We start from the raw sequence: 17,116 nt of genomic DNA, 5'->3' as shown, positions 1-17,116 counted from the left end.
GGTGACCAGCTCTTCGCTGTTCCCCTCGCGGCGACTCAGAAAACAATACACGCCCGCCAACCCCACCGCAAGTCACCCACCCAACCGCCTAAAAACCCCCAAAACCCGCGGAAAAACAGGACACAAGGGCACCCGGCTGGCTGCTGCCGTCGAAATCCGTTTCTGTGGGCTGCAGCACAGCAGGTTTCGAGAGCTCAACCACCGGCCGTGTGCCCAACCAGCACGGGTATCAGCAACCTCAACCGGCGCTCCAGCCCACCTTCTGGAGCCAGTCCCTCAGGAGCGGGAGGACCACCGCACCCTGCATCGCGCCAAGGTGGTCAAGCCCCGGCAGGACCTGAACCTCCCAGCCGGCCTCGACCAACTCGCGCTCATGCCTGGCCAGCGGCTCGCCGATCCTCACCCGGACCCCTCCCCACTGCGGCGAGTAGTCGATGTTGTCCCCGGCACCGGCAAAGGCGAGGCGGGGCAGCCCCGCCGGAATAGGGGCGGCTGCGTCGTCAAAATCCTGCAGCGCCTCGTAGAGCGTGAGGAACTGGCGCGTCTGGTCCTCATTCGTCTGAATGGAGGCCGAATCCCAGTCGCCGGGCTTAACCTCTTCGATCCGAGGTGCAGGTTCAGTGATTGCACGGAGGGAAGCCTCGTGCGCCGCCCGGGTGACCGCCAGCATGCTCTCGTACGGACCGTCCACGGGCGGGAATCCTCCCACGGCCAGAGCACCAAGCCGGCCGGTGCGAATGGCCAGCTGCAGGCCGCACAGTGCAAGCCAGGAGTAGCCATAGTACGCAAAGGTTCGCGCCCCGGCGGCGTCGGCGATGGCCAGCAGATCCGCGACAACATTGGCGGGAGTGAGCGTGGAAGCCGCGGGGTTGGCCATGCGGTGCGCCTCGTAGTCCACGGCGATAACCCTGTTCGAATCGGACAGCCCTTCTACCAGGGTCCTTCCCAGGTCCGGGTCGCCACCCCACTGCCGGATCATTTCAGCCTCCTCCGGAGTGTGTGCAGCGAGCGGCACGGGCAGCAGGAGGGCCGGACCGCTCCCCTGCACGGCGACGGCAATGCCGCTGCCGTCATGCAGGACAGCAGTTGTAGTTACCGCGGCCTCCGAGGAAGCACCCACGCCTCCCAGAATGCCATCGGACCACCCGCCCGTCACCCAACGGCAAGCCCCAGCAGGCAAACCCGGTGACGCATCTCAACATCCAGAATGCTTGCCCCCCGCAACCAGCCAGGAGCATAATCATTAGCAGAACTAATTAGCACTGCTAAGCATTTCCAGGAGGCGCACCCGCCCGCATGACCAGAACCCAAACCAAAGAAGAGTCAGACCTCAACGCCCTCGCCATCGACCTCCGCACCGCCGTGATGCGCACCTCGCGCCGGCTCCGCGTCGAGGCAACCGGCGAGGTGATCACCCCCGGCCAGTACACGGTCCTCGCCGTGCTGAACAGTGACGGCCCCAGCACCCTCCGCGGACTCGCAGAAAGCGAGCACGTCCAGGCCCCGTCCATGACCCGGATCGTCAATGCCCTCGCTGACCAGGGCTTCGTCACCAGGTCCGCCCATCCCGCCGACGGCCGCCAGGTCAGCATCAGCATCACCGACGCCGGCAGGAAGGTCCTCGCGGAGGCAAGGGAGCAGCGCACCGCCTGGCTGGCCCGGCGCGTGGCCGGGCTCAGCAAGGAAGACCGGGAAATCCTCAGCCGCGCCGCCCACATCATGCAGGAAATGAGCGGCAATTGAGCGCCATGTTCCGGGCCCTGGAAAACCGCAACTACCGCATCTGGGCCGGCGGCGCCCTGGTTTCCAACATCGGCACCTGGATGCAGCGCATCGCCCAGGACTGGCTGGTCCTGACCGTCCTCACCAACCATGACGGCGCCGCCGTCGGCATCACCACGGGCCTGCAGTTCCTGCCCATGCTGCTCCTCGGCCCCTACGGCGGCGTCCTGGCCGACCGCTACCGCAAACGCATCATTCTGCTCTGGACCCAAGTGGCCATGGGCATCACCGGCCTGGTTATCGGGCTCCTGGTGGTGACGGGCACGGCCCAGCTCTGGCACGCCTACCTGGCTGCGCTGTGCCTGGGCATCGCGAGCGCCATCGACGCGCCCGCCCGCCAGGTCTTCGTTTCCGAACTTGTTGGCCAGGACAACATCTCCAACGCAGTGGCCCTCAACTCCGCATCCTTCAACACCGCCCGCCTCACCGGTCCGGCCATCGCCGGCGTCCTCATCGCCTGGGTGGGCACCGGCCCGGTGTTCCTGCTCAACGCTGCCAGCTACGCTGGCGTGATCATCTCGCTGCTCCTGATCAACACCAGCCTGCTGGTCCCGTCCGCCAGGGCCGGGCGCGGCAAACACCAGGTGGCCGAGGGCGTGAACTACGTGCGAAGGCGCCCCGACCTGATGCTGATCATGGTCCTGGTCGGCATCCTGGGCGCCTTCGGAATGAACTTCCCCATCACCAACGCGCTGATGGCCACCACCGAGTTCGGTGTGGGCCCCGGCGAGTTCGGCCTGCTGGGCTCCATCATGGCGGTGGGCACGCTGGCGGGAGCATTGCTGGCGGCGCGGCGCTCCGGTCCCCGGCTGCGGTTCCTCCTGGGCGGTGCGCTGGGCCTTGGCGCCTTCACGCTCCTGGGCAGCGTGTCGCCGTCGTTCTGGGTCTACGCCGCCGTGCTGATCCCGGTGGGCCTGGCCTCCATCACGTTCCTGAACAGCTGCAACACCAGCATCCAGCTCACGGTGGAGCCGCAGTTCCGCGGCCGCGTGCTGGCCCTGTACCTGGGCATCCTGCAGGGCGGCACGGCGGTGGGCGCGCCGCTGATGGGCTGGATCGGCAGTGAATTCGGGGCCCGCTGGTCCGTTGCGGCGGGCGGCATCGTGGTCCTCCTGACCGGGCTTGCCGCGGTGATAGTGGTCAGCCGCCGGAGCCGGCTGACGTTCCGCGGCGCCATCCGCATCGCGTTCAGCGGCAAACGCGAGCCCGCCGTCTAGCGGCGCCCCGGCATAACCGGCCTTGCCGCGCATAAACGGTGTTGGGCAGCAACGGTTGTGCGGGTCCGGGCCGTTCGTGCAGCTGCTGCCGGGAAGGCACGACGGCGGCGCCGGACTTCCCCGGCCCGGCATCCTTGGCAGGGGTGCTTCGGGAGGGAAGTGCCGGCGTCGTACCTTGTCCTGTCCGCTGTCCTGCGCGCCGGACCGGCTGCTACATGGAGGAGATGTTCAGGATGTTGCCCTCGCTGTCCAGGAACCAGGCGCCCTTACCCGTGCCGTCCATGGTGGCGACGCCGTTCTCGGTCTTGAGCCCGGGCTGGTCGTAGTCCTCGAAGACCACACCGCGCCCGCGCAGCTCCTCGATCTCGCGGTCAAAGTCCGGGCACACCCAGCCCATCTGCGTGTTTTTCGCCGTTCCGGCGTTGTCCGTCCGGTAGATCATGAACCCTGTTCCCTTGCCGCACCTGTAGATCAAGACCTCCTCGCCCAGGGTCTGGTCCGGTTCAAGGCCCAGCTTGTCCCGGTAGAAACCCCTGGCCCGGTCAAGGTCCTTTGCCGGCAGTACAGCCATGGTTTCCATATCTTTGAGCATGACAACTCCTTGCCTCATATTGATGGCGATGCTCTCCCCCAAGGCGGCCCTGTGAGTTGGGCCGCGTAGCCGCCCTTCGCGCCGACTGCCGGGGCGGCCACCTGGGACCCGGTTCCGCTGCCAGCCACCATCATCGCGGGGTCCCCGAAAGCTTACGAGGCCATTATGGAACCGAATCAGCGGCGGCGAAATAGGGCAAAATGTGCCCAACGGTGTTTCAGCACAGGGGGTCTGGCGTGGACAAATCGGTGCCGCTTGAACGCATGGTTTTCTTCAGTGACGCGGTGTTCGCCATCGCCCTGACGCTCCTGGCGCTGGACCTGAAACTGCCGCTCGGGATTCCACCCGAGCGCCTGACCCCGGAGTTGGTGGGCGCCATCCCGGAACTGCTGGCGTTTGCGCTCTCGTTCCTGATCATCGCGCGGGTGTGGATGTCCCACCACAACGACTTCTTCCGCATCCGGGACTTCAATCCGCAGCTGGCCTGGCTGAACATGCTGCTGCTGTTCTTCATCGTGATGCTGCCCGCGCCCACGGCGGTCCTAAGCGACTACGGCGGCAACCCGAGCCCGTGGCCCAGCGTGCTGTATGCCGCCACAATCTCCGGCGTATACCTGACGCTCGCCGGGATGTGGACCTACGCCTGGCGGAAGGGCCTGACCGACGACACCGTCGACGACTTCGAGCACCGGCGCGTGTTCCGGGCCCGGCTGACCGCGCCGGTGGTGTTCCTGCTCAGCATTCCGGCCGCATTCGTCCTGGGCAGCAACACCCCCTGGCTGTGGTTCCTGATCATCCCGGCAGCCCTGATAACCCGGCGGCTCTCCAGGCGGAAGACTGTGGTGGCGGAGTAGTTGCCGCCGGGATTGTTCGGGGCCATACTTTCAGCACGAAATTCCTCTTCCCGGACCGGTGACCGATGGATTACGCCAAAGACCCGCGCGTTGACCAGTACATCGACGTCCTTCCGCCGTGGCAGCAGGCCGTCTGCCGGCAGGTCCGCGACCTGGTCCATCAGGCCGATCCCGACGTGCAGGAAACGATCAAGCGGTCCGTGCAGCCCTACTTTGTCCTGGCGGGCAATATCTGCGCGCTCCAGGGGACCAAGGACCACGTCAACGTGTTCCTGTACGACGGCGGCCTGGCCCCCGACCCGAACCACATCATCACCGGCGGCCACGGCAACAAGACCGGCCGCATGATCTCGGTCTACGAGGGTGAGGCCATCAACGAGCCAGCGCTGGTGGAGTTGCTCCGTTCGATCATCGCCACCAACCGGGTTGGTGGCTGGCGGAAGGTCAAAGGTGCATTCTAGGCACAACTGTGCGGCATCGACTCGAGTGGCCTGAGAAAGAGGTGACCGGGGAGCTGGCCGCCCAGCTGGTGCGGAGCTTGATCTTCTACGGGACCGCGCGCGCTACGGCCCGAACATCACCCCCGCACAGCCGGCCACGTTGATCTCTACAACCGCACCGGCCTCTTCCGGTTCGGCAAGCTCCGCGACTTTTTTTCGCCGAGAGCCTCAGCTGAATATTCCCCGGCTACTTCCGGGTAACGGTGATGGCACGTCTCACCGCGGCCCCGGCCACCGTGACCAACGGAACGGGACACGCCGGAGGCTGCCTACGCAGCCACGCGCTCGTAGCGCAGCAGCACCACGCCGTTGCCGAAGGCCCGGGATTCCATTAGCCGCAGGTTGGCCTTGTACTCGGCGGGGCTTAACATGCGCCGCCCCTCGCCCAGCACCACGGGGTTTACGTAGATCCGGAACTCGTCGATCAGGTCCTTCCGGAGGAAGCTGGCGGCGAGGTCAGCGCCGCTCATCACCAGGTCCCCGCCGGCCTGTGCCTTCAATTCGGCGATTTGTTCCGGCACGACGTCGGCAAACACCGTGCTGTTCCACGGCGCCTCTGTCAGGGTGCGGGAAAAGACGTACTTGGGCGTGTCCCGCCAGATATCCGCAAACTGCACCTCGGCAGGGCTGCTGTCCGGGTTCTGGTCCGCAGCGGGCCAGTATTCGGCCATGAGTTCGAACGTGACCCGGCCCTCGATGAAGCCGCCCATGGCGGCGAGTTCATCGTTCATGTGCTGGTGCAGTTCCTCGTCAACCAGGTGCCAGCTGATGTCCCGGCCTGGCCCCTCAAAGAACCCGTCCACGGATACCGCGTTCTGCAGGATGATCTTGTGCATGAACGTTCCCCCTATTTCCTGATTTCCGTCTGCCGCAACCGGACTATGTCTTCCACCACGTCGTCCGGCAGCGGATGCTCCGCGGTGAAGCGGATGGTTCCCTTGGACAACGAGAAGCCGTTTAGCCTGCCCGCCACCGCCTGCACCACCGCCGGGGAGAACGGGAACAGCGAGAGGTGCTTGGTTGCGGCCACCACTCCCACCAGCGGCTTGTCATCCAGCTTCAGGGCCGGCATGCCGTAACTCATCCCTTCGGTGCGTCGGGACAACGGAGCGGGCAATGCTGATGATGTGCTGCAGGCAACCCCTGCCGGCTCGGCAAGGTCCGCGAGCGCATCATCGACGGTGCCCACGGCTTTGCCCTAGCTCTGCTTCTTGGCTGCCACCGCGGACGCCAGGGATGCGAGTCCCTTGTCGAAGTCGGCGCCCACCAGCTTGTCCATGTTCAGGAAGAGGGAAAACAGTTTGGCGGCGGCGCCCTTGTTCTCGCCCGTCATCAGCCACGTCACTTCGGTCCCGCCGGATACCGGCACGAAGGTGAACGTGGTCGGGTTCAGTGCCTTGAAAGGCCGGGTGAACTGCAGCCTGATCATGATGGAGCTGGCCGGAATCGACTCCACGATCTCCATGGTGCCGCTGCCGGCCTTGCGGTTGCCGCTCCATTCGTAACCTGCGCCGACGCCGGATTCCGGCCCGAAGTAGCGCCGGCTCATGCCGGGGTCAACTTTCTCCCAGGGGGACCAGGCGGCCCATTCGTGGAAGTTGTTGACCAGCGGGAAGATGTCATCGGTGGCGGCAGGGATAACGGCGCTGCGGCGGACTTCGTAAGTGGACATGGCCCCAGCATAGGAGCCGCGGCCATGCGTGGATAGGTCAGCCGAGCACGACGTTGACGGGGTCCCTGCCCTCCAGCAGCAGCCCGATCTGTTTCCTGATGAGCCGGACCATGCGCGGAAACATGGCGGAACTGGCACCGCCCACATGCGGGGTGATCAGCACGCCCGGGGTGGTCCAGAGCGGGTGGTCGGCCGGAAGCGGCTCCGGGTCCGTGACATCGAGCGCGGCCCGCAGCCTTCCCGACGACGTCTCGGCCAGCAGTGCCCCGGTGTCAGCCACCGGTCCGCGCGCCACGTTCACCAGCAGCGCCCCGTCCGGCATGGCGGCCAGGAACTTGGCGTCCACCAGCTTCTCCGTCTGCCCGTTCAGGGGCACGCTGATTACCACGATCTCGTGCCGCGGCAGCTGGTCATAAAGGGAATCGATTCCGTAGATGGTGCCGTTGGCGTCCTCTCGCAGGCGGCTGCCCATCCGGGTGACCTCGGCTTCGAAAGGCAACAGCCGGGCCTCGATGGCCTTGCCCACTCCGCCGTATCCCAGCAGCAGGACGCTGCGGTCCGCGAGGCTGGACCGCTGGGTGTTGTCCCACACGCCGGAGGCCTGGTTCCGGACGAAGTCGGGGATCCCGCGCTGGGAGGCGACCATCATGCCCACCGCGAGCTCCGCCGTCGACGTCTCGTGGACTCCCGCCGCGTTGGCAAAGACCAGGCCGTCGGGCAGCACTGATGCGACGCCGTCGTACCCGATGGACTGGCTCTGGACCAGGCCGATGTCCATGCCCGCAAGCGCGGACAGCGCGGAGGGCTTGCCCATGTAGCCGGGCACCAGCAGGTCCAGGCGGCCAGCGGGCGCCGGACCAGTGAAGTCCCACAGGACGAATTCGACGCCGTCAATCGGGTCCAGCGCTTCCACAAGCTCCCGGCTGGGCAGGCACACCCGCAGCCGCGCCGTCATGCGGATTCCCCGTAATGCAGATCATCCATTGCTTCTCCTGCCTCGATGCCCGGTCTTTATCCCAATCTACCGACATCCGCTCCGGTAGGCTCCGGGCACGCGGCAGCCGTTACAGCCGGCGCTGCCGGAACATCGGGAACTGCTCACGCACCCGGGCAACGGTGTCCAGCGAGACCTCCACGGTCCGGACACCGGGCTCCAGGCCAAGGTCCTCCTCCATGAAACCCATCTGGTCCACCAGCACGCTCCGGCCCACGGACACCGGCGGCGCCTGGCAGATTCCGGCCACGTACACGCTGTTCTCGATGGCCCTTGCAGCGTTGAGGGCCATCCACTGCTCCGTCTTGTGCGTGCCCGGCACCCAGGACGAAGGGACCAGCAGGGCCTGGGCGCCGGCGTCGGCCAGCGCCCGGGCCAGCTCCGGGAACCGGAGGTCGTAGCAGGTGAGGAGGCCGAACTTTATCCCGCCCGTCTCAAAAACCACCGGCTCCAGGGACGGACCCGGAGCGATGAACCGGGACTCGTCAAAACCCTGCGCGTCAAAAAGGTGGATCTTGCGGTAGGAAGCCAGCCGGCCGCCGTCGGGTCCGAATGCCGCCAGCGTGTTGTACGCCTTGCCCGGTTCGGGCGACGTTTCCACCACGCCTGCCACCAGCGCAATGCTGTGGCGGGCGGCGGTGGCGGCAAGAGCCCGGCAGACAGGCCCGTCCAGCGGCTCGGCGACGGCCGGGAAGGAGGCGTCCACCACCTTCTTTTCGTAGGTGGCGTATTCCGGAAACGCCACCAGTTCAGCGCCGTCGCCGGCAGCAGCTGCGGCGAACCTCTCGATGGCCGCGAGGTTCGCGGCGATGTCGCTGCCGGAGGCCAGCTGCCCGAGCGCTATTTTCACGCCTGTCCTTCCCGTTGCACTCTGCTGCACAAGTCAAACCAGGACCACATCGAGCTCGTCAGGGCCCTGCGGGAAAGGGATACCGGAACGGCCGTGGAGGTGGCCCGGCGGCACGTGGACATCCTGCACCGGACCATGTTCATGGGACTGGCGGCAGGCTCCGGAAGGTAGCTTTCCAGCGCGTTGTCATGTCTGTGACAACCGGTCCGATCCTGTAAATTTGAGGGAGGAATTGCCGGCCAGCGAGCAGCGTTCCACCCCTCCCCCTGAAATGGACCACTCCCCCCATGTCTTCCGCGACGTCCGCGCCTGCCCCTGCCCGCTTCCCCTACGCCGCAATGGCCATCCTGGCCACGATCGCGTTTACCGCCATCACCACCGAGCTCCTGCCGTCCGGGCTGCTGCCGCAGATCAGCGCCGGCCTGGACGTGTCCGAGCCGGTGGCCGGTTATTTGGCGGCTGCCTACGCTGCGGTCATTGTGGTCACCGTGGTTCCCGCCGCGAGGCTGCTGGCGCGGATCCCCCGGCACGCACTGCTGGTGGGGCTGGTCCTGACGTTCGCGCTCAGTAACGCCATGGTGGGCCTGGCGCCGGACTTCACCGCCGCCATGATTGCCCGGCTGGTGGGCGGCCTGGCGCACGGCCTGCTGTGGACTACCATGGCACCGTTCGTCACCAAGGTGGTCCCGGCGGACAAGGTGGGCAAGGCGCTCGCAATCGTCTTCAGCGGCAACAGCCTGGGCCTGGCCATCGGCGCGCCGGTGGGCACGGCGCTGGGCAGTTTCCTCGGCTGGCGGGCAGCGTTCCTGGTGCTGGCCGGGTTCGGGCTGCTCCTGACCGTCCTCGCTTTCTTCCTGCTGCCGCGGGTGCAGCGTATCTCCGACGCCGCCCGGCCCTCGCTGCGCCGGGCCATTGCCGAGCCGGGCGTGAAGGCCGTTGCCACCGCGTGGCCCCTGCTGGTCCTGGCGCACTTCGCCCTGTTCACCTACATCGCGCCGTTCATCCGCGAGGCCGCCCTGCCGGACTACGCCATTAGCCTCTCCCTCACCGTGCTCGGCGCGTCCGGGCTCCTGGGTATCTGGGTGGCGGGTCTCACCGTGGATTCCCACCCGCGGCGTTCCCTGTTGATTACGACGGCGGCAATCGCCGCGTCGATGTTCCTCTTGCCTTTGGCAGTGGGAAACCTCGTGATGGCGCTGGTGCTGATGACGGTGTGGGGTGCGGGCATCGGAGCGATCGGCATCTACAACCAGTCCGCCATCCTCCGCGCCGGCGGCGACTACAGCGAGGCAGCCAACGGACTCACCGTGCTCACCATCCAACTCGGCATCACCGTGGGGGCGCTGTACGGCTCCGGTGCCCTGGTGGTGGGCGGGCCGCTCCTGGTGCCGGTCGCCGCAGCCCTTCCGGTGGTGGCGGCCCTGGTCATCACGCTGGCAGGCAAGAAGCATGCCTATCCGCGCGGACCGCGGGAACGGGTGTGGCTCGAACCGCGGCCGGTGGCGGCGAACAAAGTGGAGGACGCCGCGTAACCGGGTCTGGTGAAGCCGCTAGTCGGCCTCCAGCGGGGTAGCCGGCAGGGCGGCACGCGCGGGGCGCTGCAAGCCGGCGGCCTCGTAGATCTCCTGCTCGTCCAGGGTTTCCCTGGCCAGCAGCTGCTCCACCAGGCACTCCAAGCGCCAGCGGTTCTCCTGCAGCAGTGACAGGGCGCGGTCATAGCACTGGTCCACCAGGGAGCGGGTCTCCTCCGCCAGCAGGTCAAGCATGCCCTCGGACACCCCCAGGGCCCGGGGATCCCCTTCCTCCGGCAGCACCTGGACCGGGCCAATCCCCCGGGACATGCCCCATCGGCCAACCATCATCCTGGCGAGGTGGGTGCTCGTCTGCAAGTCGCTCTCGGCACCGCTGGTGACCACACCGAACACCAGGCGCTCTGCGGCCATCCCGCCCAGCGCCCCCACTATCCGGCCGCGCAGATAGTTCTCGTCATAGCCGTAGCGGTCGGTGTCCGGTGTGGAAAGGGTCACGCCCAGTGCCCGTCCGCGCGGGATGATGGAGATTTTTCGGACAGGATCGGCGCCGTCCTCCAGCATGCCCAGCAGGGCATGGCCGGACTCATGGTAGGCAGTCCGCCGGCGCTCCTCGGGCGGCATCACCACGTTGCGAACGGTTCCCAGTTGCACCTTTTCCAAGGCATCGAGCAGATCCCGCTGGCCCACGGCGGCATGTCCCCGCTTCACTGCAAGGAGCGCAGCCTCGTTGACGAGGTTCGCCAGTTCCGCCCCGGTCATGCCCGGGGTGACCCTGCTGAGCGCTTCCAGGTCCGCTCCGGCGTCCAGCTTGACGTTGCGGGCGTGGACCGTGAGGATCTGCAGGCGGCCCGCCTGGTCCGGCGCGTGCACGGTGATGGACCTGTCAAAGCGCCCCGGGCGCAGGAGGGCCGGGTCCAATACGTCCGGCCTGTTGGTGGCCGCCAGGACAACCACCCCTTCGGAGGACGAGAACCCGTCCATCTCCGTGAGGATCTGGTTGAGGGTCTGCTCGCGCTCGTCGTGCCCGCCCACGGCAAGGGAACCCCCACGTTTCCGGCCAATCGCATCGATTTCGTCGATGAAGATCATTGACGGCGCAGCCTCCCGTGCCGCTTGGAACAGCTCCCGCACGCGGCTGGCCCCTACGCCTACCACCATTTCCACAAACTCTGAAGAGCTGACGTGGAAGAACGGCACCCCTGCCTCGCCCGCCGTCGCTCGCGCCAACAGGGTCTTGCCAGTGCCCGGCGGTCCACTCAGCAGCACACCCTTCGGCGGCCGTGCCCCGATGGCCTGGTACTTTTCCGGGCCTTTCAAAAAGTCCACCACTTCCGAGATTTCGCCCTCCACCTCGTCAATCCCGGCCACATCCTTGAAGGTGACACGGATGTTCTCCGGGTTGACGGGCTTGAACTTTTTGTTTCCGAGGCCACTCAGCCCGCCCATGCCGAACATGCCGGCCTGCCGTTTGAAGAGCCAGAGATAGAAGAGCACCAGCAGCGCAATCGGCGCGATGGAGATCAGCAGGTTGACCAGGACGCCCCGCTCCTGGACCAGCGGGGTGGCGCGGACGGTTACATCGTTGGCCTCCAGGGCAGCCAGGAGGTTGTCGTCCGCGAACGTGGGCCGCTCCGTGACGAACTGGACGTAGTTCTTCCCTTCGCTGCCGGGCCGCGGCTTTTCCTGCCGGAGCTTGCCCTCTATGGTGTCGCCGCGCGAAAAGACCTCGGCCACGTTGTTGTCCCGCACTTGGCTTTTGAACTCCGAGTAGGCCACAGCCGCCGGCGCGGCAGCCCGGTCCTGGAAAGAGAAGATCATAAAGAAGCCCAGGTACAGCACGGCCAGCCACAGCCAGGGCCTGATCCGCCGGCCCCAGCCGCCGGAATCGTTGTCCTCGCCTGTTTGCCCGGGCATCCCCTCGATCCGCCAAGGGGGCCTGCGGCCGCTGTCTGAGTCCCGGGCGGGACTGGCTCCCTGCCCGGACATAAGAGGAGAGTTCTGGGACATCTCGGCACCCTCGTTCATCACTGAGGGCCGCGCGCTTCTTGACGGCTGCTTTCCGGACCGGCAGCCATCCACGCCGGGACCGAAAGCTTGGTTGCTGACACGAACAACCTACCGCCAACCTGTCAAGCTGTTAAACCCGGAGCAGCCAAGACCGCCCGGGGCAGCAGGAGGGACGCCTCAGGCGGACAGCCGGGCCACCAGCTCGCCGCGGCTGCCGACGCCCACCTTGCCGAAGATGGCTTTCAGGTGGTCGTGCACGGTGTACGGGGAGATAAACAGGCGCTCGGCGATGGCGGCGCTTGAACTGCCGGCCATGAGCTCGAGGCACACCTCCTGTTCGCGGGGCGTCAGGCCGTATGCGGAGAGCAGCAGCGTAAGGAGCTGACGGGTGGTGGCAGGCTCCACGGTGACCACCATCTGCCCCGGATCATCGCCGGTGATGAGGCGGCTGGCCTGCAGGACCACCCAGCTGCCGCCGGCGTCACGCATCCGTGTTTTGGCTGTTCCGGTCCGTGCCGCTTTCGCCCGGGCCACCACCGCGAACAGCACCATGTTGAACTGGTCCACCGTAAAAGCCCCGCGCAGCTCGTGGACGAGGCCGATCGGGCGCAGGAGGTCATTAATCCGCACGCTGGCGGCAACGTCGCGACCGGGCGCATCGGAGATCCGTGCCACCGGGGTAGGCCGCAGGGCCAGCTGGGTGAAGGTGTTCGGCTCATGGCCCTCATACTCGGACTGGGCGAACCGTACTGCATATTCATTGGTCACCGGCCAGGGCCGCCAGTTGGTGACCGAATTCATCACCAGGGTTTCGGGATCGACGCCGGCCCAGCAGGCCTGCTCGAACGGCACCGATTTCCGCACCAGTGCCAGGGCGGCGCGGTAGAGGTCCGCCAGTTCCAGTCCGCTGGCGGCCAGCACCGCGATCTCCCGGCGCGCACGCTCGGCGCGCTCCTCCCACATACGTCAAGTATCCGCTTCCCGGCCGGCGCCGAAATCCCCTGTTTTGGGGATGGGCCTGGTTTTCCGGTCCGCCTACCCTTCGTTCATGAATATTGTTGCCCAGGTATTCGCGCTGCTGGCGGCGGCCATCTATATCTTCGTCTTCCCGGTGGAGAGCTTCCTTTTACGGCGCCGGCGGTGGGCGCAGAAGTTCCTCAGCACCCCGGCGGAGAACGTGCCCGCGGTGATGATGTGGGCCATCCCCACCGGGTACAAGAACCTGGTCATCGCCTTGGGAGTGATCGCCGGTGTGGTGGCCGCCAACCTGGGTTACCTGGTGGTGGGCTACACCCTGGTGATCTATTGCTGCCTCAACATGGTGCTCACCGCACCCACCATGCTCCTGGCCGATTTGCAGGGGCACTACCCCCGGAAATGGGAGAGCGTTCCTGGCACCCTTGCCGCTACCCTTCCGGCCCTCCTGGCTCTCGCCTTCCTCCCGCTGGGGCCGTAGCTTTAGGGGGCTTCAGAACCTTCACGCGCGCGTGCAGCCCTTTGCCGAGGAGGGCGAGTACCTGAACTTCCTCGGCAGCGGATCAGGCCAGGATCCTGAGGCTGCCCGCCGGACCTATGGACAGGACACGTTCGCGAGGCTCATCAAGCTCAAGCAGCGCTACGACCCCAACAACCTGTTCAGCCGGAACCACAACATCCTGCCCCGGCAGCCGCAGGCCGCGTCCTGGGTGGCGATGCCGGATCCTGCCGTGGGCACGCACTGCACCGGACACGCCACGGGCCGGAGTGATTTCGACGGCCGCAGGGCAGCTTGATAGTCATTAAAGGATGCTAGACCTACTACATCCCGCCATGCCTTTCCTTGCCGTAACCCTGGCAGTGGCCGCAGGACTGGTCCTGTCCTGGCTGCTCCGCAGGATTGTCCTCCGGCTCAACCGGAAGCGTCCCGAACTGCAGGCCACGTCCCGCGTCGCCCGCAGGCCCCTCCAGCTGGCGCTGTGCCTCATTGGCGTCCGCGCCGCGCTGGAACTGACCGCCGGAAGCGAAACCTGGCACGCCGCCGTCGACCATCTCCTGCTGATCGCCCTCATCGGCGCCCTGGCCTGGCTGGCCGTCGCGGTGCTGCTGATCATCGAAGCGGTGGTCCTCACCCGGCACAGCGTGGACGTGGCGGACAACCGGCGGGCACGGCGGCTGCGGACCCAGATGATCCTGGCACGGCGGATCGCAGTGGCACTGGTGGTGGTGCTCGCCGTCGGGTCCGTGATGCTGACGTTCCCCGCCATCCAGGCGCTCGGGGCCGGACTCCTCGCGTCTGCGGGCGTGATCTCGATTGTGGCCGGCCTGGCCGCGCAGACGTCGCTGGTGAACGTCTTCGCGGGCATGCAGCTGGCCTTCACGGACGCCATCCGGGTGGACGACGTGGTGGTGGTCCAAAAGGAGTGGGGCCGGATCGAGGAGATCACCCTCACCTACGTGGTGGTCCACGTCTGGGACGACCGGCGCCTCATCCTGCCCTCCACCTACTTCACCACTACCCCGTTCGAGAACTGGACCCGCCGCCAGTCCGAGGTGATGGGCACCGTGGAGTTCGACCTCGACTGGCGCGCCCCCGTGGAGGAGATGCGCTCCGAACTGCGCCGCGTCCTGGCCGGCACCGACCTCTGGGACGAGCGCGTCGGAGTCCTGCAGATCACGGACGCCACCGGCGGCTTTGTCCGCGTCCGCATCCTGGTCAGTGCAGCGGACAGCGCCGCGCTGTTCGACCTGCGCTGCCTCATCCGTGAAGCCATGATCGCGTACCTGCAGCAGGGCCATCCGGAGGCGCTGCCGCACCAGCGCTGGGAACAGGCAGCGCCCGACGCCGGCTCCTCCGTCCAGCGAAAAGCACCGCTGCGGGGTCTTGGTTCGCCCACTGCCGCCGGCGCCCGTCCGCCCGCTGACCCACACGAGTCACAGCTTTTCACCGGCTCCATCGAGGCCGTGGAAAGGTCCCGCGCCTTCACCGGCCCGGGCGACGACGTGTTCGAGGACCGCGACCGGCACCTTGCCTCGAGGAACTGAAACCTTGATAGGTGACCATTTGGTCACCCTCATGGACGACGTGTTCAAGGCACTCGCCGACCCCACCCGCCGGGACCTGCTCGACGAGCTGTTCCGCGAAGACGGCCAAACACTGAGTGCGCTTGAGGCACGGTTCAGCATGACCCGGTTCGGGATCGCCAAGCACCTCCGCCTGCTGGAGGATGCAGGCCTGGTGGTGATCCGCCGCCGGGGACGGGAAAAGCTGCACTTCCTGAACCCGGTACCCATCCGGCTGGTCCACGACCGCTGGGTGAGCAAATATGCAGAACCATGGGCCGCTGCCCTCAGCGACCTCAAATCCAGATTGGAAAGTCCCATGGAAAAGATCTTCGAGATTTACATCAAGACCACGCCGGCTCTGGGAAGCCATCACGGACAGCGGCATCCGCAGCAACTACCAGTTCGGCAACACCTTCGAGGCGGATTGGAGACCCGGCGGGAAATTCGTGATGAACAACGTCAAGGCGCAGGAGCCGCTGGGCGAGGGTGAGATTTTGGAAGTGGACCCGCCCCGACGGCTTGTCCAGACCATGCGCGCACTGTGGGGCGAGGACGTCAAAACTGAAGGCACGTCAAAGATCACGTGGGAGATCGAACCGATGGGCGATTCCTGCCACCTCACCGTCACCCACAGCGACCTCCGCGAGGGCGCCAACGACCAACTCTACGGCGGCTGGCCGATGATCCTCTCCGGACTCAAGACCTGGCTGGAGACCGGAGAAAAGCTCACCACGCCCGGCTCGCTGATGTACACCTAGCTGCGCGGGACGCGGACGATGGCGGGTCCCGCGCGCTACCGGGGCTGGCGCCACTGGCGCCCAAAGCCCGGATAGGTTCTGCCCACAGGGCGCAGCAGAGCCGCTGTTTACGAAACGGATCCGTTTCCGTTCCCCCTCCCTTTAGTGTTGTTGAGGCAGGTCACGCAACCGTTTACGTAAACCGTTTGCGTAGGCCGCCAGCCAGGCTTGCCGGGAGGAGGAACAGTGGTAACCATCAGGGACGTGGCGAAGCATGCCGGGGTCTCGCCTGCCACCGTTTCCCGCGTGGTCAACGGCCTGGTGGGGTACTCGGACGAAACCCGTGAACGCGTTGAAGCTGCCGTCCGGAAGCTTAGCTACGAAACCGACTACCTGGCCCGCGGCCTCAAGACCCGGCAGACATCCGTGATCGGGCTGCTGGCCCCGATGGTTTCCGACGCCCTGGCGTCCAAGGTGATGCAGGGCGTGGAACACGAGGCACAGGAGCGCGGCTACGCGGTGATGCTGGGCCGTACCGGGGCAAAGTCGGCCTTCATCGCCGGCTACCTCCGGACGCTCCGGACCTATCGGGCTGCCGGAGTCATCCTCATTTCCGCCGTGATAACGCCTGAAACACGGCAGCTACTGGGGCCCAACATCCCCGTCATCTCCGTGGCCATCAGCGACAAGTCCGGCTCCCCCAGCGTGGCCATCGACGACGAACAGGCAGCCTACGACGCAACCCGCCACCTGATCCGCATCGGCCACCGGCGCATCGGGCTGCTGGCCGGCGACCCCGCGTCCGTGCACGTTGCCGAACCACGCAAGCGCGGTTACCTCCGCGCGATGCGGGAAGCCAAAGTCAGCCCGGTGGTCGCCACCGGAAGCTTCTTCTACGAAAGCGGAGCAGCCGGCCTGGATGAGCTGCTGGCCCAGGACCAGGGCCTCACCGCTATTTTCGCCGTCAGCGACGAAATGGGCGCCGCCGTAGTCAACGAACTGCAGAAACGCGGCCGGGAGGTACCGGAGGACGTCTCGGTGCTGGGCTTCGACAACACGTCCACCGCACTGCACGTCCACCCGCCCTTGAGCACCATGGCCCAGCCACTGGAGGAGATGGGACGCATGGCCGTCAGCAAACTCCTCCGCGCCCGGGACCTTGGCTTCAAGACCGTGCCCCACCAACTCATCGAACGCGGTTCAACGGCACCGCCGCGCCCGGCCCCCTAACAACCCCGTACCCCCAACTCCGGCAACGCCCGGCACTTCCCCGTGCCGCCGTCGTCGTACTCCCCCATGCCCAAAAGCACCATCAAGAGAATCCCCAGAAGGAGCAT

Annotated in this window: 17 protein-coding genes and 2 pseudogenes; 10 read left to right on the top strand and 9 right to left on the bottom strand. The window is 66.4% G+C overall.

Annotated elements, in window-relative coordinates; translation table 11 throughout:
* Nucleotides 1–238 precede the first annotated feature (238 nt).
* On the bottom strand, nucleotides 239–1,120 hold the full coding sequence (locus FDW83_RS18395) for an alpha/beta hydrolase (RefSeq protein ID WP_138139520.1): 882 nt from the start codon (nucleotides 1,118–1,120) through the stop codon (nucleotides 239–241).
* 176 nt (nucleotides 1,121–1,296) lie between these two features.
* Here FDW83_RS18395 and FDW83_RS18390 point away from each other — a divergent pair, with 176 nt between their 5' ends.
* Together FDW83_RS18390 and FDW83_RS18385 are read left to right on the top strand one after the other, a co-directional pair.
* Entirely contained in the window at nucleotides 1,297–1,743 is a 447-nt protein-coding gene (locus FDW83_RS18390; protein ID WP_138139519.1) for a MarR family winged helix-turn-helix transcriptional regulator, read from the top strand.
* Nucleotides 1,740–2,999 (top strand): MFS transporter, encoded by a 1,260-nt coding sequence (locus FDW83_RS18385; protein WP_138139518.1) that lies wholly within the window; start codon nucleotides 1,740–1,742, stop codon nucleotides 2,997–2,999. The genes FDW83_RS18390 and FDW83_RS18385 overlap by 4 nt, the downstream gene beginning before the upstream one ends.
* Before the next feature lie 211 nt (nucleotides 3,000–3,210).
* On the opposite strand, the gene FDW83_RS18380 is transcribed toward FDW83_RS18385, so the two are convergent.
* Nucleotides 3,211–3,591 (bottom strand): VOC family protein, encoded by a 381-nt coding sequence (locus FDW83_RS18380; RefSeq protein ID WP_138139517.1) that lies wholly within the window; start codon nucleotides 3,589–3,591, stop codon nucleotides 3,211–3,213.
* Between the two features lie 236 nt (nucleotides 3,592–3,827).
* On the opposite strand from FDW83_RS18380, the gene FDW83_RS18375 reads away from it, so the two are divergent.
* Nucleotides 3,828–4,445, top strand: coding sequence for a DUF1211 domain-containing protein (locus FDW83_RS18375; protein ID WP_240721053.1), 618 nt, complete (start codon nucleotides 3,828–3,830; stop codon nucleotides 4,443–4,445).
* A gap of 65 nt (nucleotides 4,446–4,510) precedes the next feature.
* Nucleotides 4,511–4,906, top strand: a complete 396-nt coding sequence (locus FDW83_RS18370) for a DUF1801 domain-containing protein (protein WP_138139516.1) — start codon at nucleotides 4,511–4,513, stop codon at nucleotides 4,904–4,906.
* Nucleotides 4,907–5,214: 308 nt separating this feature from the next.
* On the opposite strand, the gene FDW83_RS18365 is transcribed toward FDW83_RS18370, so the two are convergent.
* From FDW83_RS18365 to FDW83_RS18345, 5 genes and pseudogenes are all read right to left on the bottom strand, one after another.
* Entirely contained in the window at nucleotides 5,215–5,781 is a 567-nt protein-coding gene (locus FDW83_RS18365) for a dihydrofolate reductase family protein (RefSeq protein ID WP_138139515.1), read from the bottom strand.
* An 11-nt stretch (nucleotides 5,782–5,792) separates the two neighbouring features.
* Nucleotides 5,793–6,134 (bottom strand): annotated as a pseudogene (locus FDW83_RS18360) (iron chaperone).
* 9 nt (nucleotides 6,135–6,143) lie between these two features.
* Entirely contained in the window at nucleotides 6,144–6,617 is a 474-nt protein-coding gene (locus FDW83_RS18355; protein ID WP_138139513.1) for an SRPBCC family protein, read from the bottom strand.
* Nucleotides 6,618–6,654: 37 nt separating this feature from the next.
* Entirely contained in the window at nucleotides 6,655–7,572 is a 918-nt protein-coding gene (locus FDW83_RS18350) for a 2-hydroxyacid dehydrogenase (RefSeq protein ID WP_138139512.1), read from the bottom strand.
* Between the two features lie 109 nt (nucleotides 7,573–7,681).
* Nucleotides 7,682–8,461 (bottom strand): carbon-nitrogen hydrolase family protein, encoded by a 780-nt coding sequence (locus tag FDW83_RS18345; RefSeq protein WP_138139511.1) that lies wholly within the window; start codon nucleotides 8,459–8,461, stop codon nucleotides 7,682–7,684.
* Between the two features lie 287 nt (nucleotides 8,462–8,748).
* On the opposite strand from FDW83_RS18345, the gene FDW83_RS18335 reads away from it, so the two are divergent.
* A complete protein-coding gene (locus tag FDW83_RS18335; protein ID WP_138139510.1) occupies nucleotides 8,749–9,993 on the top strand; it encodes an MFS transporter in 1,245 nt (414 codons plus the stop codon).
* A gap of 18 nt (nucleotides 9,994–10,011) precedes the next feature.
* Here FDW83_RS18335 and ftsH read toward each other — a convergent pair whose 3' ends face one another.
* Both ftsH and FDW83_RS18325 read right to left on the bottom strand, forming a co-directional pair.
* Nucleotides 10,012–11,907 carry an ATP-dependent zinc metalloprotease FtsH gene (gene ftsH / locus FDW83_RS18330; RefSeq protein ID WP_240721052.1) on the bottom strand — a complete coding sequence of 632 codons (1,896 nt, stop codon included), beginning with the start codon at nucleotides 11,905–11,907 and terminating at the stop codon, nucleotides 10,012–10,014.
* Between the two features lie 270 nt (nucleotides 11,908–12,177).
* Nucleotides 12,178–12,963 (bottom strand): helix-turn-helix transcriptional regulator, encoded by a 786-nt coding sequence (locus FDW83_RS18325; protein WP_138139508.1) that lies wholly within the window; start codon nucleotides 12,961–12,963, stop codon nucleotides 12,178–12,180.
* A gap of 85 nt (nucleotides 12,964–13,048) precedes the next feature.
* Here FDW83_RS18325 and FDW83_RS18320 point away from each other — a divergent pair, with 85 nt between their 5' ends.
* The 5 genes and pseudogenes from FDW83_RS18320 (at nucleotide 13,049) to FDW83_RS18300 (ending at nucleotide 17,009) form a co-directional block, all read left to right on the top strand.
* Nucleotides 13,049–13,456 (top strand): DUF1304 family protein, encoded by a 408-nt coding sequence (locus FDW83_RS18320; protein WP_138139507.1) that lies wholly within the window; start codon nucleotides 13,049–13,051, stop codon nucleotides 13,454–13,456.
* Nucleotides 13,457–13,487: 31 nt separating this feature from the next.
* Nucleotides 13,488–13,772, top strand: a complete 285-nt coding sequence (locus FDW83_RS18315; RefSeq protein ID WP_240721051.1) for a BBE domain-containing protein — start codon at nucleotides 13,488–13,490, stop codon at nucleotides 13,770–13,772.
* A 37-nt stretch (nucleotides 13,773–13,809) separates the two neighbouring features.
* The gene (locus tag FDW83_RS18310) at nucleotides 13,810–15,021 is read left to right on the top strand and encodes a mechanosensitive ion channel family protein (RefSeq protein ID WP_138139505.1); all 1,212 of its coding nucleotides are present in this window, start codon (nucleotides 13,810–13,812) and stop codon (nucleotides 15,019–15,021) included.
* A gap of 31 nt (nucleotides 15,022–15,052) precedes the next feature.
* A pseudogene (locus FDW83_RS18305) lies at nucleotides 15,053–15,800 on the top strand (ArsR/SmtB family transcription factor).
* Between the two features lie 225 nt (nucleotides 15,801–16,025).
* Entirely contained in the window at nucleotides 16,026–17,009 is a 984-nt protein-coding gene (locus FDW83_RS18300) for a LacI family DNA-binding transcriptional regulator (RefSeq protein ID WP_138139504.1), read from the top strand.
* Nucleotides 17,010–17,116 lie beyond the last annotated feature (107 nt).

It is taken from the genome of Pseudarthrobacter sp. NamE2, from assembly GCF_005796205.1.
Lineage (GTDB): Bacteria > Actinomycetota > Actinomycetes > Actinomycetales > Micrococcaceae > Arthrobacter.
Note: the sequence above shows the minus strand (reverse complement) of the source record. Positions and strands in the feature narration are given on the sequence as shown.